Source organism: Aeribacillus sp. SP014, from assembly GCF_054055575.1.
This window is the reverse complement of the sequence record NZ_JBSRXI010000001.1, coordinates 1,534,058-1,552,962: the sequence shown is the minus strand read 5'-3', so window position 1 is coordinate 1,552,962 and position 18,905 is coordinate 1,534,058. Positions and strand designations below refer to the sequence as shown.

Below are 18,905 nucleotides of genomic sequence, written 5' to 3'. Positions count from 1 at the left end.
AAAAGGGGGGTTTATTCAAAGGAGACCGTCTTGTTCATATAAATAAGAATATGGAATATCGATAAACAAATAATGATCGTCATCAAGCGGATAGGAAAACGTGCGGATCGTTTCCCCTGTTTCGATATCACTATACAAATCACTTAAAAACCCTTTTTTGTTGACACGCATGCGAATAATATTTTCTAAAAAGTACGGGCGCCAGCTCCAATTTTTCATATAATATTCTTTTTGAAAAATCCATCGGTCTTCTTTTCGGAAAATATTTCCTGACTTTTGAAACCCGTTTTCATCACAAATATAAATACGAAAGCTCATGTCGCCAAGCTCTTCTGCTAAATGGGTAATTAATTCGTCAAATTGGCTGACAGCTTTTTTATATTTGTTCACTAGTTGTGACACCCGCTGATGAAACTGATCGGAATATGAATAAAGTGTTTCAAGCTTTTTCTTTTCAAATTGAATGAAATGGTTGAATTCCTGCTGCAGTCTTTCTTTTAGAACACATCGATCAATAAATTCTCTTTCCGGATAATGAAGATAATATCCTTGATAATATCTTCCGCCATTTTTCCACGCATATTGCAATTGAAAGTTTGCCTCGATGTCTTCATATAAAAGCGTCGCACCGATTTTGCGCGCAAGTAGTGAAATCGAAAATAAAACATCGAAATACGATTGGCTGGGTGAAGCTAATTTTAATGGCTGCAAATCGATTTTCAAAATATCAGGAGATAATAACCCAATACGGTCCAAATTGCTCGATTCTTTCCCAATATTGTCAATCGCAATTTTGATTCCGTAAGTCCGGTAATAAGTGAGCAAATGATGGAGCTGTTCGATATCTCCTAAATAATTGTGTTCCGTAATTTCCAGAACAATCCGGTTTAAATCAAGCCCTTTCTCTTTTTCTTCCAGCAGCAAATTTAAAAAGCTTTCGCCGTGATCGATCATAAGCAGATTTGGATCCCTGTTTATAAAAATGAGAAGATCATCATCCAGTTCTTTCATTTCCTCCAATGCTTTTTTGACGACTGTATCATCCACTTCCATTCGGTATTCTTCAGGGATCGAATCATCATGGAAAAAAAAGCCTAAGCTTTTGTATTCCCCTTCCATATGAATTCTGCCTAAAATTTCGTAGCCAATCACCTTTTGTTCATCTGCGCTAAAAATCGCCTGATAATAAGGCACAATTTTTTCGGTATTGGTTATGACATCTAGTGGGTCCATGGGCATCTCCCCGCTTCTTGTACTCTCATATGATACATGATTATAGCATTATTTGGTACATTAGAAAATGATGAAGAACCGTTTTTGCGCATTTGCTACATTCCCATTTTTACATAATTGGATAGAGGCCATCCTGGATGCAATGTTTGACCTCTCAAAGTTTCTGCATTTCTCAATTGATTTTATGTTTTGCGCCCGTTTCCACAATCAACAAAGTAGTTTGTTTTTCAATGACCATACAAGCAGAAAACCGAGCAATAAAAGAACAGAGAGCAGAAACATTCCGTTTGCAAATGAAAAATAGCCGAAAATCATCGGACCGAAGGAAAACAAAGAAATTTGAGTGTTCTGGCCAAAATACCGATAGAGATATACAGGAATGAACGAAAAACAATTAACGGCATTAATCCCAATAATTTACAATCTGTTTGAACGAGTTTCATCAAGGCTTCAGCACTGCTGCTCCGATCTACGACTTTGCAAATGAAGTGATTGCTTCCATAAGTATGACGGGTCCAGATAAAAATATTCATCAAAATGACTTTTTTCTACACGGAGAAAATCGTCTAAGCAGAAAATATATTCAAAAGGATGGAGTTTTTCTCTTGCTGATTCGAATAGGGGAGTTTGAGGTGTCCTCTAAAATTATTTGAATTAGTTATTCAACATAAACGAATTTACTTTTTCTTTTTATCAATTTCAAAACTAGACTGTTGATTTTTATTGGTTTTAAATGAATCAGTATCATCATTTCATTAAAAATCATTGACTCATTATTATTTTTTTCCATATCTTTTCATTCAATAGGTTTTATGAAGATATTTGTCATTACTAATACCTTCTCTTTTCAAATTTTTCATTCTATTTTTTGCTCTATCTTTCAAATTTCTGTTATTAATTTTTGCTTTATTAATAAATCTTCTTGCATCATTTCCTCTTACAATAGGTTTTTCCCTTAAAGTGACACCATTTTAATCCTCCTTCCTTAATAGCAATTTTACTAGAAATTTAAATCATTAAATAGCTGCCCTTTATGTTTTATGAAAATTACACCATTCATTTCTCAATTCCTAAAGACTTTCTCGCTCCAGCAGGAGAGTTAAACCTTTTTCATCATATTTTCCAAATGATTGTTTTAATGTCGTCCATAGATGATAACAAAATAGTTAATCAGAAAAAATGTGCATGTGAAGATTTGTCAAAAAACATTAAACAAGATGTTGAAAGTTTTGTGTTATAATTTTTTCGATCGCTATAAAAACTGAAATGGTTGGTAAGAATGAATAAGTTGACAAGAAGACAATTTTTAAAGCATTTTTTCTGGACGGCTGCGTACAGTTTATTCGCGAGCAGCGGTTTATACATCTACTCAAGATATATTGAACCGAGAAGACTAGAAATAAAAAAAATAAATGTTTCTCATCCAAAAATACCAAAAGGTTTTGATGGTTTGAAAATTGTTCAATTCAGCGACACACATCTAAATAACGACTTTACAATTGCAAATCTGGAACGGATCGTCAATCAAATCAATCGTCTAAACCCGGATATAATTGTTTTTACTGGTGATTTAATCGATGAGCCGAACAGTTATCCCGCTGTGCATCAGATTGCCCCGATTTTAAAACGCCTCCGTGCCGACTTCGGAAAATTTGCAATTTATGGAAATCACGATCACGGCGGATACGGCACTGATGTTTATCGCAATATATTACAAAATGCAGAGTTTCATTTACTGCAAAATGAAAAAAAAGAGATACAGCTGATTGACGGAAGCAAATTGATTGTCGCCGGCCTTGATGATGTCATGCTTGGAAGACCTGATTTTCATCAAACAATGGGCAATATTGACAAAAACTATTTTACTATTCTTTTAGTCCATGAACCTGATACAGTGCTTCAGGCTAAAAATTACAATGTTGATCTCCAATTATCTGGACACAGCCATGGAGGACAAATAAAAATCCCTTTTATAGGTCCGCTTTACACGCCTCCTTATGCAAAATCCTTTTCGGAGGGCTTTTATACTGTTGATCATACGAAGCTTTATGTCAATCGCGGGTTGGGCACAACTAGACTGCCCTTTCGTTTTTTGGCAGTTCCAGAAATCACCTTGTTTACATTATATTCCAAATAATCCTCTCTTTTAACCGGCTTAAAAGTACTTGGCTTTCATTTCTCTAACCAAAATATGAAAAAAAGATGTTCATATTGAATTAGGTAAATTATAATAGCTACTGTAAGTGTCAGTTAAGGGGAGTCGCAATGGATATTTTTAAAAACCGCAATTTTGTCAAATTGTTTTTTGCAGCGCTTGCTTCACAAATGGGTTCAACAGTTGGCAATATGGCGTTTGCTTTTTATTTGTTGGAGCATTTTAGCAGCAAACCTTATTACGCAACTATTGCTGAGCTGATGTATTCTTTGCCGACTGTATTTGTTTTTGTCATTGTCGGTGTAGTAGCAGACCGCTTCGATCGAAAAAAGGTGGCAGAGAACTGCGACTGGATTCGTGCAATTATGACTGCATGTTTGTTTTTCGCCTTATTTACAAATTCGATTCCGCTCATTTTTTTCATCTTGTTTTTGCGGAGTGCTGTCACGAAATTTTTTTATCCAGCCGAATCCAGTTTAGTACAAGCTATTTTGCGAAAAGATCAATATGCGCAAGCTTCAGGTTTGAATCAAATACTTTTCAGCATTTTTTTAGTGTTTGGTGTCGGATTAGGGGCATTGGCTTATCGAACAGTTGGAATTCATGGGGCCGTATTGGTTGATTTAATAAGCTTCGTTCTTTCCGCCTTGCTCATTCGCTCGTGTAAAATCCCTAAATCAGCAAGGCTACCAAACGGTCGAGTGTCATGGAAAGGTTTACATATATCATCCGCTGTTTCCGACTTTTTGGAAGGTATTCGGTACATTTTACATAATCGGCTTTTATCGCTCATTATTTTTGGTTTTTTCATTTTCGGCTTTGTTCAAGGAAGTTTTGCCGTTCTTCCGTTATTTACAATGAAATATGAGCTGGCACCGAATTCTTATGAAATGTATTCATCTTTATTTGCCATTTTTCTCGGTGCGGGTCTTTTAGTCGGCAGTACAGTTTCAACATTTTTTGCTAAAAAAATAAAACCGTTTCCAATGTTTGTTACACCGATATTTTTGACAAGCATTTTTGTTTTTCTCCTTGGTTTTGTGGATGAAGTAGAATTTTACTTGTCGATTATTTTTTTGATCGGCATGTGCATCGGTCCTGTGAACGTAGCAATTGGCGGTTGGATTCCGAATATCGTTCATCCAAAGCTAATGGGACGTGTCAGCGGATGGATCGACCCGTTAATGATGTTTGCGCAGTCTGCTACGCTTTTATGTATTGCACTATTGTTTCCAAACATCATTCGAAACATCGATTTACTTTATTACGGTATGGCTCTTATCATTCTTTTCGTCTTTTTCTTTTATATGATCTTGATGCCGAAATATTTAAACGAAAAACGGCATCGGATAGGTAAAAACACAATCAAATCGGTTTTATAACAAAAATGTGTTTGACAGTCAGACTTATACTCCCAATCATGTGGATCATAGTGGATGAGAATTCACCCTACAACCGCATTGATTGGGAGTTTTTTTGTGATATTCGTTTGAAGGAAAGTGATAATAATAAACTTTACCGAAAAAATTCATCATTAGTTTTGCTTCTACCCTCAAGAAAACTTCTACTAAACGTATAGCAAGCAAAAAAGGGGGTTCTAATAAGTCGTTTTTACGGCTTATTGACGCCCCCATTAATGTTTTAGAAACGTTGATATATCGGTGTTTATGATTTTTGTTTTCAATGGCGATTGCTTTCTGGCCCCCCCTCCCTATCATGCTCCGAAAGAAATTCGAATCTTTTACAGAATGTGAAATAAATAAATAAATGAATGAAATCAGCCCCGCTGCCAATAAATTATAAAAGATGACCCCGGCTCCATACCGAGATCATCTCTTAACCGTTTAGTCCCCTGATCAAACTGCCCACTCGACGCCCATTTTAATTATGCCGAGCATGGTCAATGGTTTGCTCTAGTATTTTTTTTACATGCTCATCATCATGTGAATAGTAAACTGTCGTTCCTTCCCTTCTAAATTTGACTAAACGCAAATTTTTTAGAAACCTCAATTGATGGGACACGGTTGATTGCAAAAGCTCAAGCTCGGCAGCTATTTCATTCACAGAACATTCTTGTTTTTCCGCAAGTAAATGTAAAATCCGAATTCTAGTCGGATCCGATAACGCTTTAAACGTTTGCGACACGATAAAAAGCGTTTCTTCGTCTATATCTAGAAATTCCTCTTTTCCGCTCATGACCCACCCTGCTTTCTAAAATATTTCATAATAACTATTATAGGCATAATTAATAGACTGTAAAAACTGGTTGCATTTTCTATTCATGAAAGTATAATGTAAATAAAGATTACGGAAAATAATGAAAAAGGAGAGACATCATGGACGATATCAGTCATTATAAGCTACGGGATGAGACGCCGGAAAATATAGCACGAGCCATCTATGTTGTCAATCGGCATGCAAAAACAGCACCAAATCCTAAATATTTATATTATTTAAAAAAGAAGGCGCTGCAAAAACTGATCGCTGAAGGAAAAGCAACAAAGAAAGGACTGCATTATTCAAAAAATCCAAAATTAAGCAAACAGCAGTCAGATGTTCTGGTGTCGGCAGGAAATTATTATTTTCATATGCCTCCTACAAAAGAAGACTTCCAAAACCTTCCTCACTTAGGTTCCTTAAATAATTCATACCGAAACCCGAAAACAAATCTATCATTGTCAAAGGCAAAAAATTTATTGGAGTATTATATCGGTATGGATAAAGCGAATCGACCGCTTTCTTCTCCCAAACGATTCCATCGTCATACATATCAAAAACCGATGTTTAAACGATTAGGCGAACGGTATGATTGAGTAAAAAGAGAGGCTTATTCAGCCTCGTCTTTTAATTCATCATCTTCTTCATTTTTAAATAACAATTCATCGATTTGCTCAATCAAGTGATGGACCTCAGGTTTGCTAATTTGGGCATTTGCACCTACCTGTTGTCCTTTATGTTTTAAATCATTCGTAATCAATGAGGAAAAAATCACAACCGGAATATGATCCAGCTCTGGATTTTCCTTAATTCGCTTCGTCAAATGCAATCCGTCAAGCTGCGGCATTTCGATGTCCGTAATGACTAAATCAACACGCTCCTTAACCGGTTCGCCTTCATTTACAATATTCTCTAAATAGTCCAGTGCATCCTTGCCGTTTTCAAAAAACTCAATCTGTTGAAATCCCGCCTCCGTCAATGTGTCGTTCAACAATCTGCGCAACAGCGGGGAATCTTCGGCAACGACAATTTTTTTATCAGATCTGTCCCTCTTTTCCAGTTTTTTCGCTTTTTCCTGCTGGATTCCGGACTCAGGATTAATTTCAACAACGATTTTTTCAAAATCAAGCATTAAAATCATTTCGTCTCCCATTTTGACAACGCCGGTAATTTGAGTTTCCAATCCTTGATACATTTCAGAAGGCTTTTCAATTTGCGACCAAGACACACGATGAATTTGGGTTACTTGATGGACGCGAAACACAACTTTTTGTTGGTTAAATTCCGTTACTATCAGCTTATCTTTTTCGCTGGGCTCGCAATTCGGATCGCCGATCGCCTTCGGTACGTTAACTACCGGGAGCACTTCTCCTCTTAATTCAATAATTCCTTCAACGTATGGATGGACGTGAGGCACGCTCGTTACAGGAAGAGGCTGAATGATTTCTTTTACTTTCATCACATTTATACCGAATTTATTCGAGCCGACGAGAAACTCTACAAATTCCAACTCGTTCGTACCGCTTTCAAGCAAAATTCCCTTTTCGTTCATATCTTTCTTCCTTCCGTCTAATATTTGCGAACGTTTCTTCTTCACTTTTTTATATCGGTTTTATTCTTTGTTCATTTAATACAAATTGGGAAATAAGTCTGAACAGCGTTACTCACAAAAACGTAAATGATACATTTTATTTCGACAAAGACGACTTGATTTCCTTTTTTTATAAAAAACTTTTATGTAGGTCAAACACCTTAAAAGTGAAGTTGCATATGTTATGGTGAACAACTGAAAAGTGAAAGGAGCATGAACGTGTATCCATTCTATCGACAAATCCTCCCGGGAGTTCAACAGCCAGAATTTTTTCCGGGATTTCCAGGGATGGGTGGAGGATTTCCTTCGTTTCCTCCTACGGGGACTGGTCCCGGTTTCCCTCCATTCGGCCCTCCTGGAATCGGCGGAAGTCCGAGTGACGGTTTTGGACAGCAGCAAGGACCGCCTTCAGGACCGCCTCCAAGTTTTATTCCTCAAGAATCACCCGGAGTCGGAACATTTGCAGTTGATCCCGGAGGCATTAGAAGATGTTTACATCGCTTTACATTTATCCGATTAACAAACGGCAGAAGCTTCTGGTATTTCCCTGTGTTTGTAGGACAAAGGTCCATTGCCGGGTGGCGCTGGAGACCTCGTCAAAATCGATGGGAATATTTCGGCATTGATTTAAACAGAATCTCTTCCTTCTCATGTTTTTAAGATGACACTCGGGGCAGTCTAATAAGTCGTTTTTGGCTTATGGGACTCCCCTTTACTATTTTAGAAACGTTGATATATTGTTTTCAACCGATTGGACTTTTTAAACATCCGCATGCTAGTCACCTATTAAACCGGTATTTTTATCGGGATCAACAGGGTTGTAAATGGATTGAAAAGCAAGATCTACAGCTGATTTAGCCGTTTTAGCGAACTGAATTTCGACTGTTCTCCGCTCATCTAAATAACAGCCTTCAAAGGCGATTTGCTTCACGGTGTTCGACCATCCTCCTGAATTTTCAACGATGATGACACGTTTTTTGTTCATATATGCGGCAGACAATTCTCCAAGCGTTCCATTTCCTCCTCCAATCATAATGATGGCATCTGCGGAATGAACAAGCAAAACGCTTCTGTAATCAAAACCTAATCCAGTATTAATCGGAATATCAATAAATTCGTTTGCTGCCAGTTTGTCGTCTCCAGCCAAAATACCTACGACAAGGCCGTTTGCTTGTTTGGCCCCTCGTGAAACTGCCTCCATCACTCCGCTTCCGCCGCCTGTCAAAAGAACAGCTCCTCTTTTAGCAATTTCTGAACCGATTTCTTCAGCCAGGAGGCGGACATGTTCCGGAATCAAGCCGGATTGACCAATTACTGCAATTCTCTCCATCATAAGCCTCCATTTCAAATTTTTTGCTGTTTTATATTATAGAACGAAGCTTGTGAACAGCTTGTATTGCTGTCACTGTTTAGCCTTTTATAAAAAGAGTTCCTTTTGATTGTTTACCTTACAAAAGAATTTGAGGGGGCGCATACTGAATTTTTTCTTACTCTCGCCTTTGTTTTCCTTTTTATCTTCTATGTATGCTTGTCAAGTCTTTCAAAACCGCTGTATCGATAAATTGAAAGAGCAATTTTCCGCCTTTCATTGTTAAATTTTGCACTCTTCAAGTTTCTTTTTTATAATGTGCAAAAACTTACCCATCCTATTTTTTACGAAGCAGGCCGCATTTTTTGCCCGCTACAATTTTGGACCTTTATGAAACCGGAACCAACCCATTTTATAAAAAATATAAAGCATTCCTGTTCCGATGAGAGCCATGACTCCTAATACAATATAATAGCCATACTTCATTTTCAGCTCGGGCATATATTCAAAATTCATTCCATAAATTCCTGCGATAAACGTAAGAGGCATAAAAATAGACGAAATAACCGTCAATGTCATCATAATCGTATTCATCCGGTTTGAGTTGTAAGATAAATAGCTGTCCCTTATATCAGCCGCAAGCTCCCGATTTGCCTCCGTCATCTCGACAAGCTTGAGTAAATGGTCATAAACATCATAAAAATACAAATCTTCCTCCTTCATTTCGTTCAGCCTGTTGGACGAGATGATCCGGTACATCAAATCCCGCATCGGAATGATTGTTCTTCTTATTTTTGATAATTGAGACCTGATGGAAAAAAGCTCTTTCATTAACTCATTGATCGATTTGTTTTTATTGTTTTCCTCAATTTGATTTAATAAATCTTCCAAATGGTACACGGGCGGAAAAAAATCATCAACGAGCTTATCAGTCAATTGATGCATGATTTTCATAGGCCCTTTTTTTAAAGAATCGTCTTTTTTGATTCTCAGCCAAATGTTGTTTAGATCTCGAATGGCATTTTTGTGAAATGTGACGATTCCTTTTTCGTTTACAAATAAGTCAAGCTCTTCCGGTTCCAGCGTCTGTTGATGAATTCCGTGCAACACAACAAACATATAAGAGTCATAAAAATCTATTTTCGGCCGTTCAACATTTTCGACACAATCCTCAATGGACAAAGGATGAAAATGAAAAAATTTCCCTAGCAATCTAATTTCATCTTCCGTCGCCTTGTAAAAATCGACCCAGTACCAAAGAACTTCCTTTTTTCGAATCTCTTTTAATGCCACATCATATTTAGCTTCCAAATCAGTTGTAATGACTAATGTTCGTATCATAGACATCACACTTTCTAAATTTTTTTGGACATAAATTTAGTTTACCAATAAAAGCTTGGGACAAACATGATAAAATATAAGACGACACTTATTAAAGCAGGTGATTTGTATGGAACATTTGATTAACCAAAATGTAAAAAACATTGCGATTTCCGGCATTCGAGCTTTTTTTAACATCGTTTCCAACTATGACGATATCGTTTCGCTAACGATTGGTCAGCCTGACTTCCCAACGCCTTCACATATAAAAGAAGCGGCAAAACAGGCAATTGATGACAACTATACAACGTATACGCATAATGCAGGATTGATCGATGTAAGAGAAGCAGCATGCCAATTTGTACATAAAAAATATCATCTCTCCTATGATCCTGGTTCGGAAGTGATTGTTACAATCGGGGCCAGCCAGGCGATTGATATAGCGCTTCGAACGATTTTGGAGCCCGGGACGGAGGTAATGCTGCCAGGTCCTGTTTATCCGGGGTATGAGCCAATTATTCAATTGTGCGGAGCAATACCCGTTTATGTTGATACGACAAAAAACAAATTTAAATTAACTGCGGATTTGATTAAACAAAATATAACAGAAAAAACCCGATGCATAATTTTGCCTTACCCGTCCAATCCGACAGGCGTTACATTCACTGCAGAGGAGCTGATAGAGATTGCCGATGCCGTTCGCGGGAAGGATATTTTTATTTTAGCGGATGAAATTTACAGTGAATTAACGTATGATGCACCTCATACCTCGATCGCTTCTTTTTTGCGGGAGCAGACGATCGTCGTCAATGGACTTTCCAAATCGCATAGCATGACTGGATGGCGGATCGGATTTCTTTTTGCGCCGAAAGATATCACAAAACATATGTTAAAAGTGCATCAATATAATGTTTCATGCGCTTCGTCGATCTCTCAAAAAGCTGCTTACAACGCTTTAACGGAAGGGTTTCATGATGGTCAAATAATGAAAAAAGAATATGAAAAAAGATTGGAGTACGTATACGGTCGTCTCGTTGCAATGGGATTTGAGGTTGTTAAACCAAGCGGAGCCTTTTATTTGTTTCCTTCGATTCAATCATTTGGACAAAGCTCTTTTGATTTTGCTTTGGAGCTGGTTGAGAAGGCTGGTGTTGCGGTCGTCCCGGGGAGCGCTTTTTCCAAATTTGGAGAAGGGTTTATCCGCATCTCTTACGCTTACTCGACAAAAGAGCTGGAAAAAGCTTTGGACAGGCTTGAGCATTTTGTGCAACTGAAAAGAAAATAGAAGGGGGTGTCTAATAAGTCGTTTTTACGGCTTATTGGCGCCCCCATTAATGTTTTAGAAACGTTGATATATCGGTGTTTATGATTTTTTGTTTTCAATGGGGATTTGACTTTCTGGACAGCCCCTTTGTTTTGGCAACTTAATTGTGAAAACGGTGCCTTTTTCGCTGCTCGACACATCGATCGTGCCTTTATGATTTTCAACAATTTTATATGTGATCATTAATCCTAGACCTGTTCCTTTTTCTTTTGTCGTTAAAAAAGGCTCCCCTAATCTTTCTAGCAGCTCTTTCGGTATCCCCTCTCCTTCATCTTTTATTTCAATCACAATGGAAAAATTTTCAGATTTAGTAGAAATTGTAACTGTTCCTCCATTTGGCATTGCTTCAATTGCATTCTTAATGAGATTGATAAAAACTTGCTTCAATTGGTTTTTATCGCAAACAACTTCTTGAATCTCATCAGAAAATTTTTTCTCAATCACAATATTTCTTAATATTGCTTCCGTTTCCAGCAGTGTAACAACTTCGCGTAAAATCGTTTTGACATTTGCTTTTTCAAAAACCGTTTCTTGCGGTTTCGCAAGCATCAGCAATTCACTCAAAATCATTTCAATTCGATTCAGCTCTGAAAAAATGATTTCAAAATATTGATTATCTTTTTCGATTTCACCATGCATCAGCTGTAAAAAACCTTTTATTGCTGTTAACGGATTGCGTATTTCGTGGGCGATACCTGCTGCCAGCTGCCCTGCAACAGAAAGCTTTTCAGAGCGAATCATCAATTCTTCCGCATGTTTATGTTCAGACAAATCTCGTAAAATTATTTGAACCGCCGGTTCGCCAAAATATGTTGTCGGAATGCAAACCATTTCGGTATGGACAATTTTTTTCGAATATGTATACCAGCTTTGCTTGGTCACGATTGTTTCCGTTCTTCCGTTCATTATGTCATCTAATTGATCTTTGACATGCTGATGATATTCCGGGTGTAAAAAATGATAGATGCTTTTGCCCAATACGTCCGGATAATCTTGCGCACCGAAAAGCTTGATCCCCGACTCATTCATAAAAACCCATTTATCATTATGAATCACTGCAATTGTATCGATGGAATTTTGAATCAGCCTTTGATACTTTTCACTGCTTTGCTGCAAAATGCTTTGGTATATTTTTTTGGATGAAATATCGGTAATGACAAGCAGTTCTGCTTGTTCGCCTTTATATGATATAAGCACGCTCTTCAACTCAACATAGATCTTGTTCCCGTCCAAAGATGTCCAAATTTGTTCTAAAATTCCGCTATCAATTCCTTTGTGAAGATTTTCAATCGTTTCATGGACAGATTCGTGAAACATTTTGTCAATAAATTGGAAAACCATTTTTCCAACAATATCTTCACTGCTAGTCGCCACAAGCAGCTTAACAGCAGCCGTATTAGCATATTGAACTTTCCCTTTTTTTGAAATTATGAGCGGGCACGGAAGCTCGTGCACAAAATCAAGAGCACCGTCAGCACGTATCGGATTTACTTCTTTGGGAACTTCATCTATCTTGTCATCCGCCGAAGTGACAGCAAACTTTAAGACAAATTCTCTTTGATCCTTTTTCAAATGATTGTATATAACATCAACTGACGTTTTCATCCAAATATAGGATCCATTTTTCTGCAAAAAACGGAAGGAACAAGGAAAGATATCATCTCCATGATATAAAAAGCTTTCAAATATATTTATATCTTCTACATGCAAGTATTCTGAAAGATTGGAACCGATTAGTTCTTTTTGTTTATATCCGAGCACTTTCAAACAATTTGAGGAGATGTATTCAAAATAGCCTTCATTAGAAATAACCGAATAAATGATTTCTGTTTGATTGTGCACACCCTTTTGTATTTGTTGACTCATCCCTGGCCCCCCTATTACTACCCTTTCCAGAAAGAAAAAGTCTATCTTGTTCATTGACCTGCTACTTTTTGTCCACCTAAAATTTTAATATAGTTTTACAAAATAAACATCTAAAAATGTGTCAATCTTACTATTTAAAATGTTTTTTCGACTTTTTCCACTGCATTTCCTTCCCTATAAAAAATATGTATGTATCAACATTTTAAAAAATACTGGCCAAAAAAGGGCTAGTTTTTTTTGTCTTATGCGGATTTTTCGGTTATTTTGCGGTTTTTGCGCTTCCCTCAGGTTTAACAACGCACCGGAGGCATGCAAGAGGTGGTATGAGCTTTACCGATTTTGCGGCCATGTGCGGTTTTTGCGCTTTCTTCGGGTTTCACACCATTCGGAGATATGCAGATAGGACAAAAGTTTGCGGTTTTTGCGGCATGTGCGAATTTCGAACCGTTTATCGAAAAATCTTTATGCGAATGCGGCATCGTTCAATTTATATGAATGGTTTTCGATAACTAATAGAAAAGCCATCGCTCGTTAAAAAGCGACGGCCCTTCCATATAATTTATTTTTTATTGCTCGTCATCATTTGATTTTGCATTGGAATTTCCGGCGTATTCTTTCTGTAAATCGATGTATGCTTTTACAATATCTCTCGCTATACGTTTATTCACATCTTCGCTTCCGGTTCTTTTTGTCCAAGGGACGACAACACTGAAAGCAACCTGCGGATCTTTGGCAGGATAATAGCCGATAAATGTTAAATTATAAACGTCTGTCCCCCAGTATTGGCGCTTCGTACCATAATAAGTCGTTTCCGCTGTTCCGGTTTTGCCCGCAACATTTAATCCATGTAACTGAGCGTAAGCTGTTCCGCGTCGAGTATTCGTCACTAGATAAAAGCCTTGTTGGACGCGTTGAATATCCTCTTCCGTATTGTTTATTCGGTTTAACACTTTTACCGGCATTTCTTGAGCAATCGGTCCGAGCCCATCGTCAGTCGGTTCAAGAATTTCTGTTACAAGCCGCGGCTTGACACGGTATCCGCCATTTGCAATCGTTGAAACATATTGGGCCATTTGCAGCGGTGTGTACGTATCAAACTGACCAATGGCAAGGTCAAGCAATTTCCCTCTGTCAGTTCCAGGATCAGATTGCTGCCCTGCGGACTCCTGCGGGAGATCAATCCCTGTCGGAACCCCTAAACCAAATTGGGCATAGTAATTCCGCATCTTTTGAAAATCTTCGTCTTTAGCTGGAAAACTTCTTCCCGGATAATATTGTATACCAGCAATTTTCATAGCGATATGGAACATATAAACGTTTGAACTTCTTTGCAACGCTGTTAGGTCAGATACAGCCCCCATATTTTGATAAGAAGATTTTTCCGGAGTCCCTTTTAAACGAATTGGTGCGTCATAAAAGACGGTTCCGTGTCTCAGACCAAATTGATATCCTGCTAAAACTGTCGCACCTTTAACGGTAGAACCCATTTCATATTGCGTCCCAAATGCACCGTAATCAAAGTTCAACATCTCTCCGGAATCGTACATTCGTCCGACCATCGCCAAAACGTCTCCTTTATATGGATCCATCATGACAACGAAAGCGCGGTCAACTAAATAATTTCCACGTCCTCTTGCTGCTTTGATCTGCTGATCAACAATTTTTTCAATTCTTTTTTGCAGTTCGATATCGATGGAAAGTTTTAAATCGAATCCTCTTCTGCCGTCATCAATTTCCTTTTGTGAAATCGTATTTCCATCTTTATCAGATATATATTGAACTTTTGCTTTTCTTGGGTTTAGATAATCCTCATATTGCTGCTCCAAATAGCTTTTTCCAACTCGTTCATTTCGGGCATAGCCTCGAGCTACAAAAAATGATTTATTGTCTTCTGGTATCCCTTCTTTTGGAGATGAGATTTTCCCTAAAATCGTTTTAAATACGTCATCATAAGGGTACACCCTTTCCCAATCTGTGATGACATCGACACCCGGAAGATTTTCCAGCTGTTCCGCAACCCTTGAAACTTCTTCTTGGCTTAAGTTCGTTGCGACAATCTGCGGCTCATACGCATATCCGGATGAAAATTTCGTATATAGAGCGGCAAGCTCCAATTCTTTTGGATCCTTCTCGATTTTTTTAATTTCTTCTTCCGGAACCCGTTCAACCTGAAGTGGATATGTTTCCTTAGGTTCTAATTTTTTCTCTTTTTCCGTCAATAAGTTTTCTGCCTTTTTTGGATTTTTGGCTATCCAATAATCCCGCAAATCTCTTTCTCTTAGAAAAGATGTGTCGAGATCAATCAGCTGTGCTAATTTTTTTGCTGTTTCCAGCTTGTCTTTCGTTTTGGTCGTCTTCTCCACCGTATAGGTCACAGCAGGAACATTTTTGTTGTCTACAACGATTCTCCCGTTTCGGTCAAACATTTTTCCTCTTGGTGCAGGATATTGCGCAACATTCACTTCTGTCCGGCTGACTTCTTTCGCATATTCTTCACCCTGAACAATTTGAACGATGCCAAGGCGGACGACAAGTGCGGCAAATAAAAGAAAAACGATAAAAAAGAAAAAATTGATACGAAAAATTCTCGCTTTCCTTTGCCGTTTTGTCTCAGAAGGAGTTGTTTCCGCTTCTTTTTTCACGAAGGAATCTTCCTTTCTTTTCTAATATAAATCATGTTTCAGTCGACTCATGAACTTGTAAATATATTGTAACATACATTACAAAGTTTTGTTTTCTATACAGATTGTCAACCCCTAATTCTTATCAATTTATAGACATTTTGCTTAATTTTGTCACTTCTTGAAGGAAGTATATCATATATTCCCTCGGTTGGAACCCTATAATTTCAACAATTACATGATAATGTTTATAAACTTAAAATCTATTATTTGTCAATGGAAGGAATAGACAAAAATATGACAAAAAACGCATGTTATGATAGTTTCGTAAATTACATGAACAAATTTCAAGGAGGTAGAAACGCATGAAGAAATCTATTATTGCTTCTATTGCAGCAGCTGCCGCCATTTTCACTGCAGGCGCCGGCACAAATGCCAATGCAGCTGAAATTCAAAACCAACCAGTTCAAATCAAAAGCTACGTACAAGCTTTCGGACCTTATAATATAAACGAAGATCAATTGAAACAGCTCATTCAATCAGCTGATTCAAAAGAATTGCAAAATCTATTTAACAACTGTTTACAAAATCCAAGCATAGAAGCAAATAATGCTATAAAAGAAGCAATTAAAAGAAACATAAACCAGCCTGCGAACAAGCAAGCTGTGAAAAAACCAGCCCAAACTACTCAAAAAACAACTCAGCCAGCACCATCTGCCAATGACAAAGCAACCAACAACCAAACACCAAAACAATCACAAACCGCTTCATCCGTAAATGCATTTGAGAAAAAAGTAGTTGAACTAACAAATGCTGAGCGGCAAAAACAAGGTTTGAAGCCTCTTGTTTTAGATGAAGCTTTAAGCAAGGTAGCTCGTGAAAAATCTTTAGATATGCAAAGAAACAAATATTTTTCCCACACAAGCCCGACTTACGGATCTCCGTTTGACATGATGAAAAAGTTCGGCATTTCCTTCAGAACAGCAGGGGAAAATATTGCAATGGGGCAGCGTACTCCTGAAGAAGTTGTTAATGCTTGGATGAACAGCTCTGGCCACAGACAAAACATTTTAAATCCTAACTTTACTCATATCGGCGTTGGTTACGTGGAAAATGGAAATTACTGGACACAAATGTTTATTGGAAAATAATAGATCGGACAGTTCACTCATTTCAACTGTTCAAAAGGTGGGGGATATGCCCCCACATTTTTTTGAAAATAAATTCGCTGAGAAGCTGAGAAAAAGAATAAGCTGACTAAAATTGTGTGACTTGAAAGAATGATGTGCGTTTTTATTTTTTCCACAGCTTATATAATGCATGTATTCCGCTATTTTCTTCTCCCATTTCAGCCAGTTTTTCATACAAGCTTCTCGCAAGCTCAAGCCCTGGTACGTCTAATTCCATTCTTCTTGCTTCCTCTAAAGCAATGTCCATATCTTTTATAAAGTGCTTGACATAAAATCCAGGCTCAAATTGATTCGAAAGCATTCTCGGCGCATAGTTCGACAAAGACCAGCTTCCAGCAGCTCCGGAGGAAATGCTTTTCAACACCTTATCTGGATCCAGCCCCGCCCGAACAGCGTAGGCAAGCGATTCACAAACACTAATGATGCCGGCAGCAATCGCAATTTGGTTGCACATTTTTGTATGCTGCCCCGCACCAGCTTTTCCTTGATAAACAATATTTTTTCCCATTTTCTCAAAAATTTCAAAACATTCATCGAACGTCTCTTGATCTCCTCCGACCATAATCGATAGCGTTCCATTTTTTGCGCCGACATCTCCTCCTGAAACAGGTGCATCTAAAAAGGAAATGCCTTTTTCCTTTGATTTTTCGTATATTTTTTCGGCAAGCGATGGTTTTGTCGTTGTCATGTCAATACATATAGCTCCTGGATAGGCATTGGCTAAAATTCCATTTTCACTAAAATAAACTTCTTCAACATCTTTCGGGAAACCAACCATCGTGATAATAACATTCGCATCTTTTGCGAGATCTTTGATCGATTCTTTCCAAGCAGCACCTTGATTGATCAAATCTTCGGCCTTTTCTTTTGTCCGGGTATAAACCGTAAGCGGATAACCCGCTTCAAGCAAATGACGTGCCATGCTTTTTCCCATTACTCCAAGCCCAATAAAACCGATTGTTTTTTTTGACATATTGTTCACCCTTTCCCCATTTCAGTGTATACGGCTTAGTAATGAAACTGTTCTGCTATGAAACGCTTGCATTTCAGCTTTCAGTGCACACCCGATTAAATGGACTTTACTAAACCGCCGTCAATCAAAAAGGTTTGTCCAGTCATATATGTATTCAAGTCAGACAGAAGAAACAGCACATAGTTCGCAAATTCATTCGGTTCTCCGTAGCGATTGAGAGGAATCGCTTCCAAATATTTGTTCTTGATCTCTTCTTTCGGAATACCGAGCTTCGCTGCATTCCATTCTTCCAATTGATCAATCCGTTCTGTTGCAATTCTGCCGGGTGACGCCGTGTTAATTAAAATATTGTACTTTGCAAATTCTGTTGCTAACGTTTTCGTCAGCCCCACAATTCCTAAGCGAAACGTGTTGGATAAAATTAAACCCGGGATCGGCTCCTTCACGGAAGAAGAGGCAATATTTACGATTTTCCCTCCTCTTTGTTTCATATGCGGAAGAATCTCGCGAATGGTACGGATATAGCTGAGCAAGTTTAATTCAAAAGCATTTTGCCAATCTTCATCAGTCATTTGCTCAAATCCTCCTGCAGGGGGACCGCCAGCGTTGTTAACGAGTAAATCAATTTTGCCAAACTCTTTTATTGTCTGATTAACTAGCCTGCTAATTTCCTCTTTTGAAGTAATGTCTGTTTTAATAAAGGCTGCTTTTCCTTTTCCAAGCGCATTTAATTGATTTGCCACGTCTATTAGCTTTTCTTCATTTCGGCTTGTGATCATCACGTCGGCTCCTTCTTCCACAAGCCTTGTTGCAATCGCTTTACCTAATCCTTGACTTGATGCCAAAACAAGTGCTGTTTTACCTTTGAAACCGAAATCCATTGACATTCCATCCTTTCACCTTTTCTTTCATCTTATCATGATCTTATCAAAATGTGGGAACTTTCGTTTTACTCCCATTCTGAATTTTTAAACGGCATAGAGCTTCTTTTGTTTGCTCAACACTGTCAAAGGCGGCTTGCGAAGGTGCGTTTAAGCTTGTCTTCTTTCACGCAGTAGTATGTCCAAAATTCAAATCTCAAAGGGAGCTGCAAACCCATGCTTTTT

At 38.0% G+C, this 18,905-nt stretch carries 15 protein-coding genes; 6 read left to right on the top strand and 9 right to left on the bottom strand.

What is annotated here, in order from left to right:
• Nucleotides 1–15 precede the first annotated feature (15 nt).
• Nucleotides 16–1,233, bottom strand: a complete 1,218-nt coding sequence (locus ACVIJU_RS07660; protein WP_094245556.1) for an EAL domain-containing protein — start codon at nt 1,231–1,233, stop codon at nt 16–18.
• A 1,279-nt stretch (nt 1,234–2,512) separates the two neighbouring features.
• On the opposite strand from ACVIJU_RS07660, the gene ACVIJU_RS07655 reads away from it, so the two are divergent.
• Both ACVIJU_RS07655 and ACVIJU_RS07650 read left to right on the top strand, forming a co-directional pair.
• Nucleotides 2,513–3,370, top strand: a complete 858-nt coding sequence (locus ACVIJU_RS07655; protein ID WP_117016839.1) for a metallophosphoesterase — start codon at nt 2,513–2,515, stop codon at nt 3,368–3,370.
• A gap of 128 nt (nt 3,371–3,498) precedes the next feature.
• Entirely contained in the window at nt 3,499–4,770 is a 1,272-nt protein-coding gene (locus tag ACVIJU_RS07650; RefSeq protein WP_456687437.1) for an MFS transporter, read from the top strand.
• 499 nt (nt 4,771–5,269) lie between these two features.
• On the opposite strand, the gene ACVIJU_RS07645 is transcribed toward ACVIJU_RS07650, so the two are convergent.
• Nucleotides 5,270–5,584 (bottom strand): ArsR/SmtB family transcription factor, encoded by a 315-nt coding sequence (locus ACVIJU_RS07645; protein ID WP_063389325.1) that lies wholly within the window; start codon nt 5,582–5,584, stop codon nt 5,270–5,272.
• A 140-nt stretch (nt 5,585–5,724) separates the two neighbouring features.
• On the opposite strand from ACVIJU_RS07645, the gene ACVIJU_RS07640 reads away from it, so the two are divergent.
• Entirely contained in the window at nt 5,725–6,201 is a 477-nt protein-coding gene (locus ACVIJU_RS07640) for a YkyB family protein (RefSeq protein ID WP_456687436.1), read from the top strand.
• 14 nt (nt 6,202–6,215) lie between these two features.
• On the opposite strand, the gene ACVIJU_RS07635 is transcribed toward ACVIJU_RS07640, so the two are convergent.
• Nucleotides 6,216–7,157 carry a chemotaxis protein gene (locus ACVIJU_RS07635; RefSeq protein WP_063389327.1) on the bottom strand — a complete coding sequence of 314 codons (942 nt, stop codon included), beginning with the start codon at nt 7,155–7,157 and terminating at the stop codon, nt 6,216–6,218.
• 327 nt (nt 7,158–7,484) lie between these two features.
• On the opposite strand from ACVIJU_RS07635, the gene ACVIJU_RS07630 reads away from it, so the two are divergent.
• A complete protein-coding gene (locus tag ACVIJU_RS07630) occupies nt 7,485–7,856 on the top strand; it encodes a hypothetical protein (protein WP_063389454.1) in 372 nt (123 codons plus the stop codon).
• A gap of 115 nt (nt 7,857–7,971) precedes the next feature.
• Here the strand turns inward: ACVIJU_RS07630 and ACVIJU_RS07625 are convergent, their stop codons facing one another.
• Nucleotides 7,972–8,526 carry a TIGR00725 family protein gene (locus tag ACVIJU_RS07625; protein WP_144598128.1) on the bottom strand — a complete coding sequence of 185 codons (555 nt, stop codon included), beginning with the start codon at nt 8,524–8,526 and terminating at the stop codon, nt 7,972–7,974.
• A gap of 351 nt (nt 8,527–8,877) precedes the next feature.
• Nucleotides 8,878–9,846 (bottom strand): magnesium/cobalt transporter CorA, encoded by a 969-nt coding sequence (gene corA, locus ACVIJU_RS07620; protein ID WP_198318521.1) that lies wholly within the window; start codon nt 9,844–9,846, stop codon nt 8,878–8,880.
• Nucleotides 9,847–9,955: 109 nt separating this feature from the next.
• Between corA and ACVIJU_RS07615 the strand changes: the two genes are divergently transcribed.
• The gene (locus tag ACVIJU_RS07615; RefSeq protein WP_130157574.1) at nt 9,956–11,110 is read left to right on the top strand and encodes an aminotransferase A; all 1,155 of its coding nucleotides are present in this window, start codon (nt 9,956–9,958) and stop codon (nt 11,108–11,110) included.
• Nucleotides 11,111–11,188: 78 nt separating this feature from the next.
• Here ACVIJU_RS07615 and ACVIJU_RS07610 read toward each other — a convergent pair whose 3' ends face one another.
• Together ACVIJU_RS07610 and ACVIJU_RS07605 are read right to left on the bottom strand one after the other, a co-directional pair.
• Nucleotides 11,189–13,015: a PAS domain S-box protein gene (locus ACVIJU_RS07610; RefSeq protein WP_456687435.1), complete on the bottom strand. Its 1,827-nt coding sequence runs from the start codon at nt 13,013–13,015 to the stop codon at nt 11,189–11,191.
• A gap of 566 nt (nt 13,016–13,581) precedes the next feature.
• On the bottom strand, nt 13,582–15,657 hold the full coding sequence (locus ACVIJU_RS07605) for a peptidoglycan D,D-transpeptidase FtsI family protein (protein WP_066247970.1): 2,076 nt from the start codon (nt 15,655–15,657) through the stop codon (nt 13,582–13,584).
• 344 nt (nt 15,658–16,001) lie between these two features.
• On the opposite strand from ACVIJU_RS07605, the gene ACVIJU_RS07600 reads away from it, so the two are divergent.
• Entirely contained in the window at nt 16,002–16,787 is a 786-nt protein-coding gene (locus ACVIJU_RS07600; protein WP_339229218.1) for a CAP domain-containing protein, read from the top strand.
• Nucleotides 16,788–16,929: 142 nt separating this feature from the next.
• On the opposite strand, the gene ACVIJU_RS07595 is transcribed toward ACVIJU_RS07600, so the two are convergent.
• Nucleotides 16,930–17,799 (bottom strand): NAD(P)-dependent oxidoreductase, encoded by an 870-nt coding sequence (locus tag ACVIJU_RS07595; RefSeq protein ID WP_340786684.1) that lies wholly within the window; start codon nt 17,797–17,799, stop codon nt 16,930–16,932.
• Nucleotides 17,800–17,894: 95 nt separating this feature from the next.
• Nucleotides 17,895–18,680, bottom strand: a complete 786-nt coding sequence (locus ACVIJU_RS07590) for an SDR family oxidoreductase (RefSeq protein WP_327848611.1) — start codon at nt 18,678–18,680, stop codon at nt 17,895–17,897.
• Nucleotides 18,681–18,905: the final 225 nt, after the last annotated feature.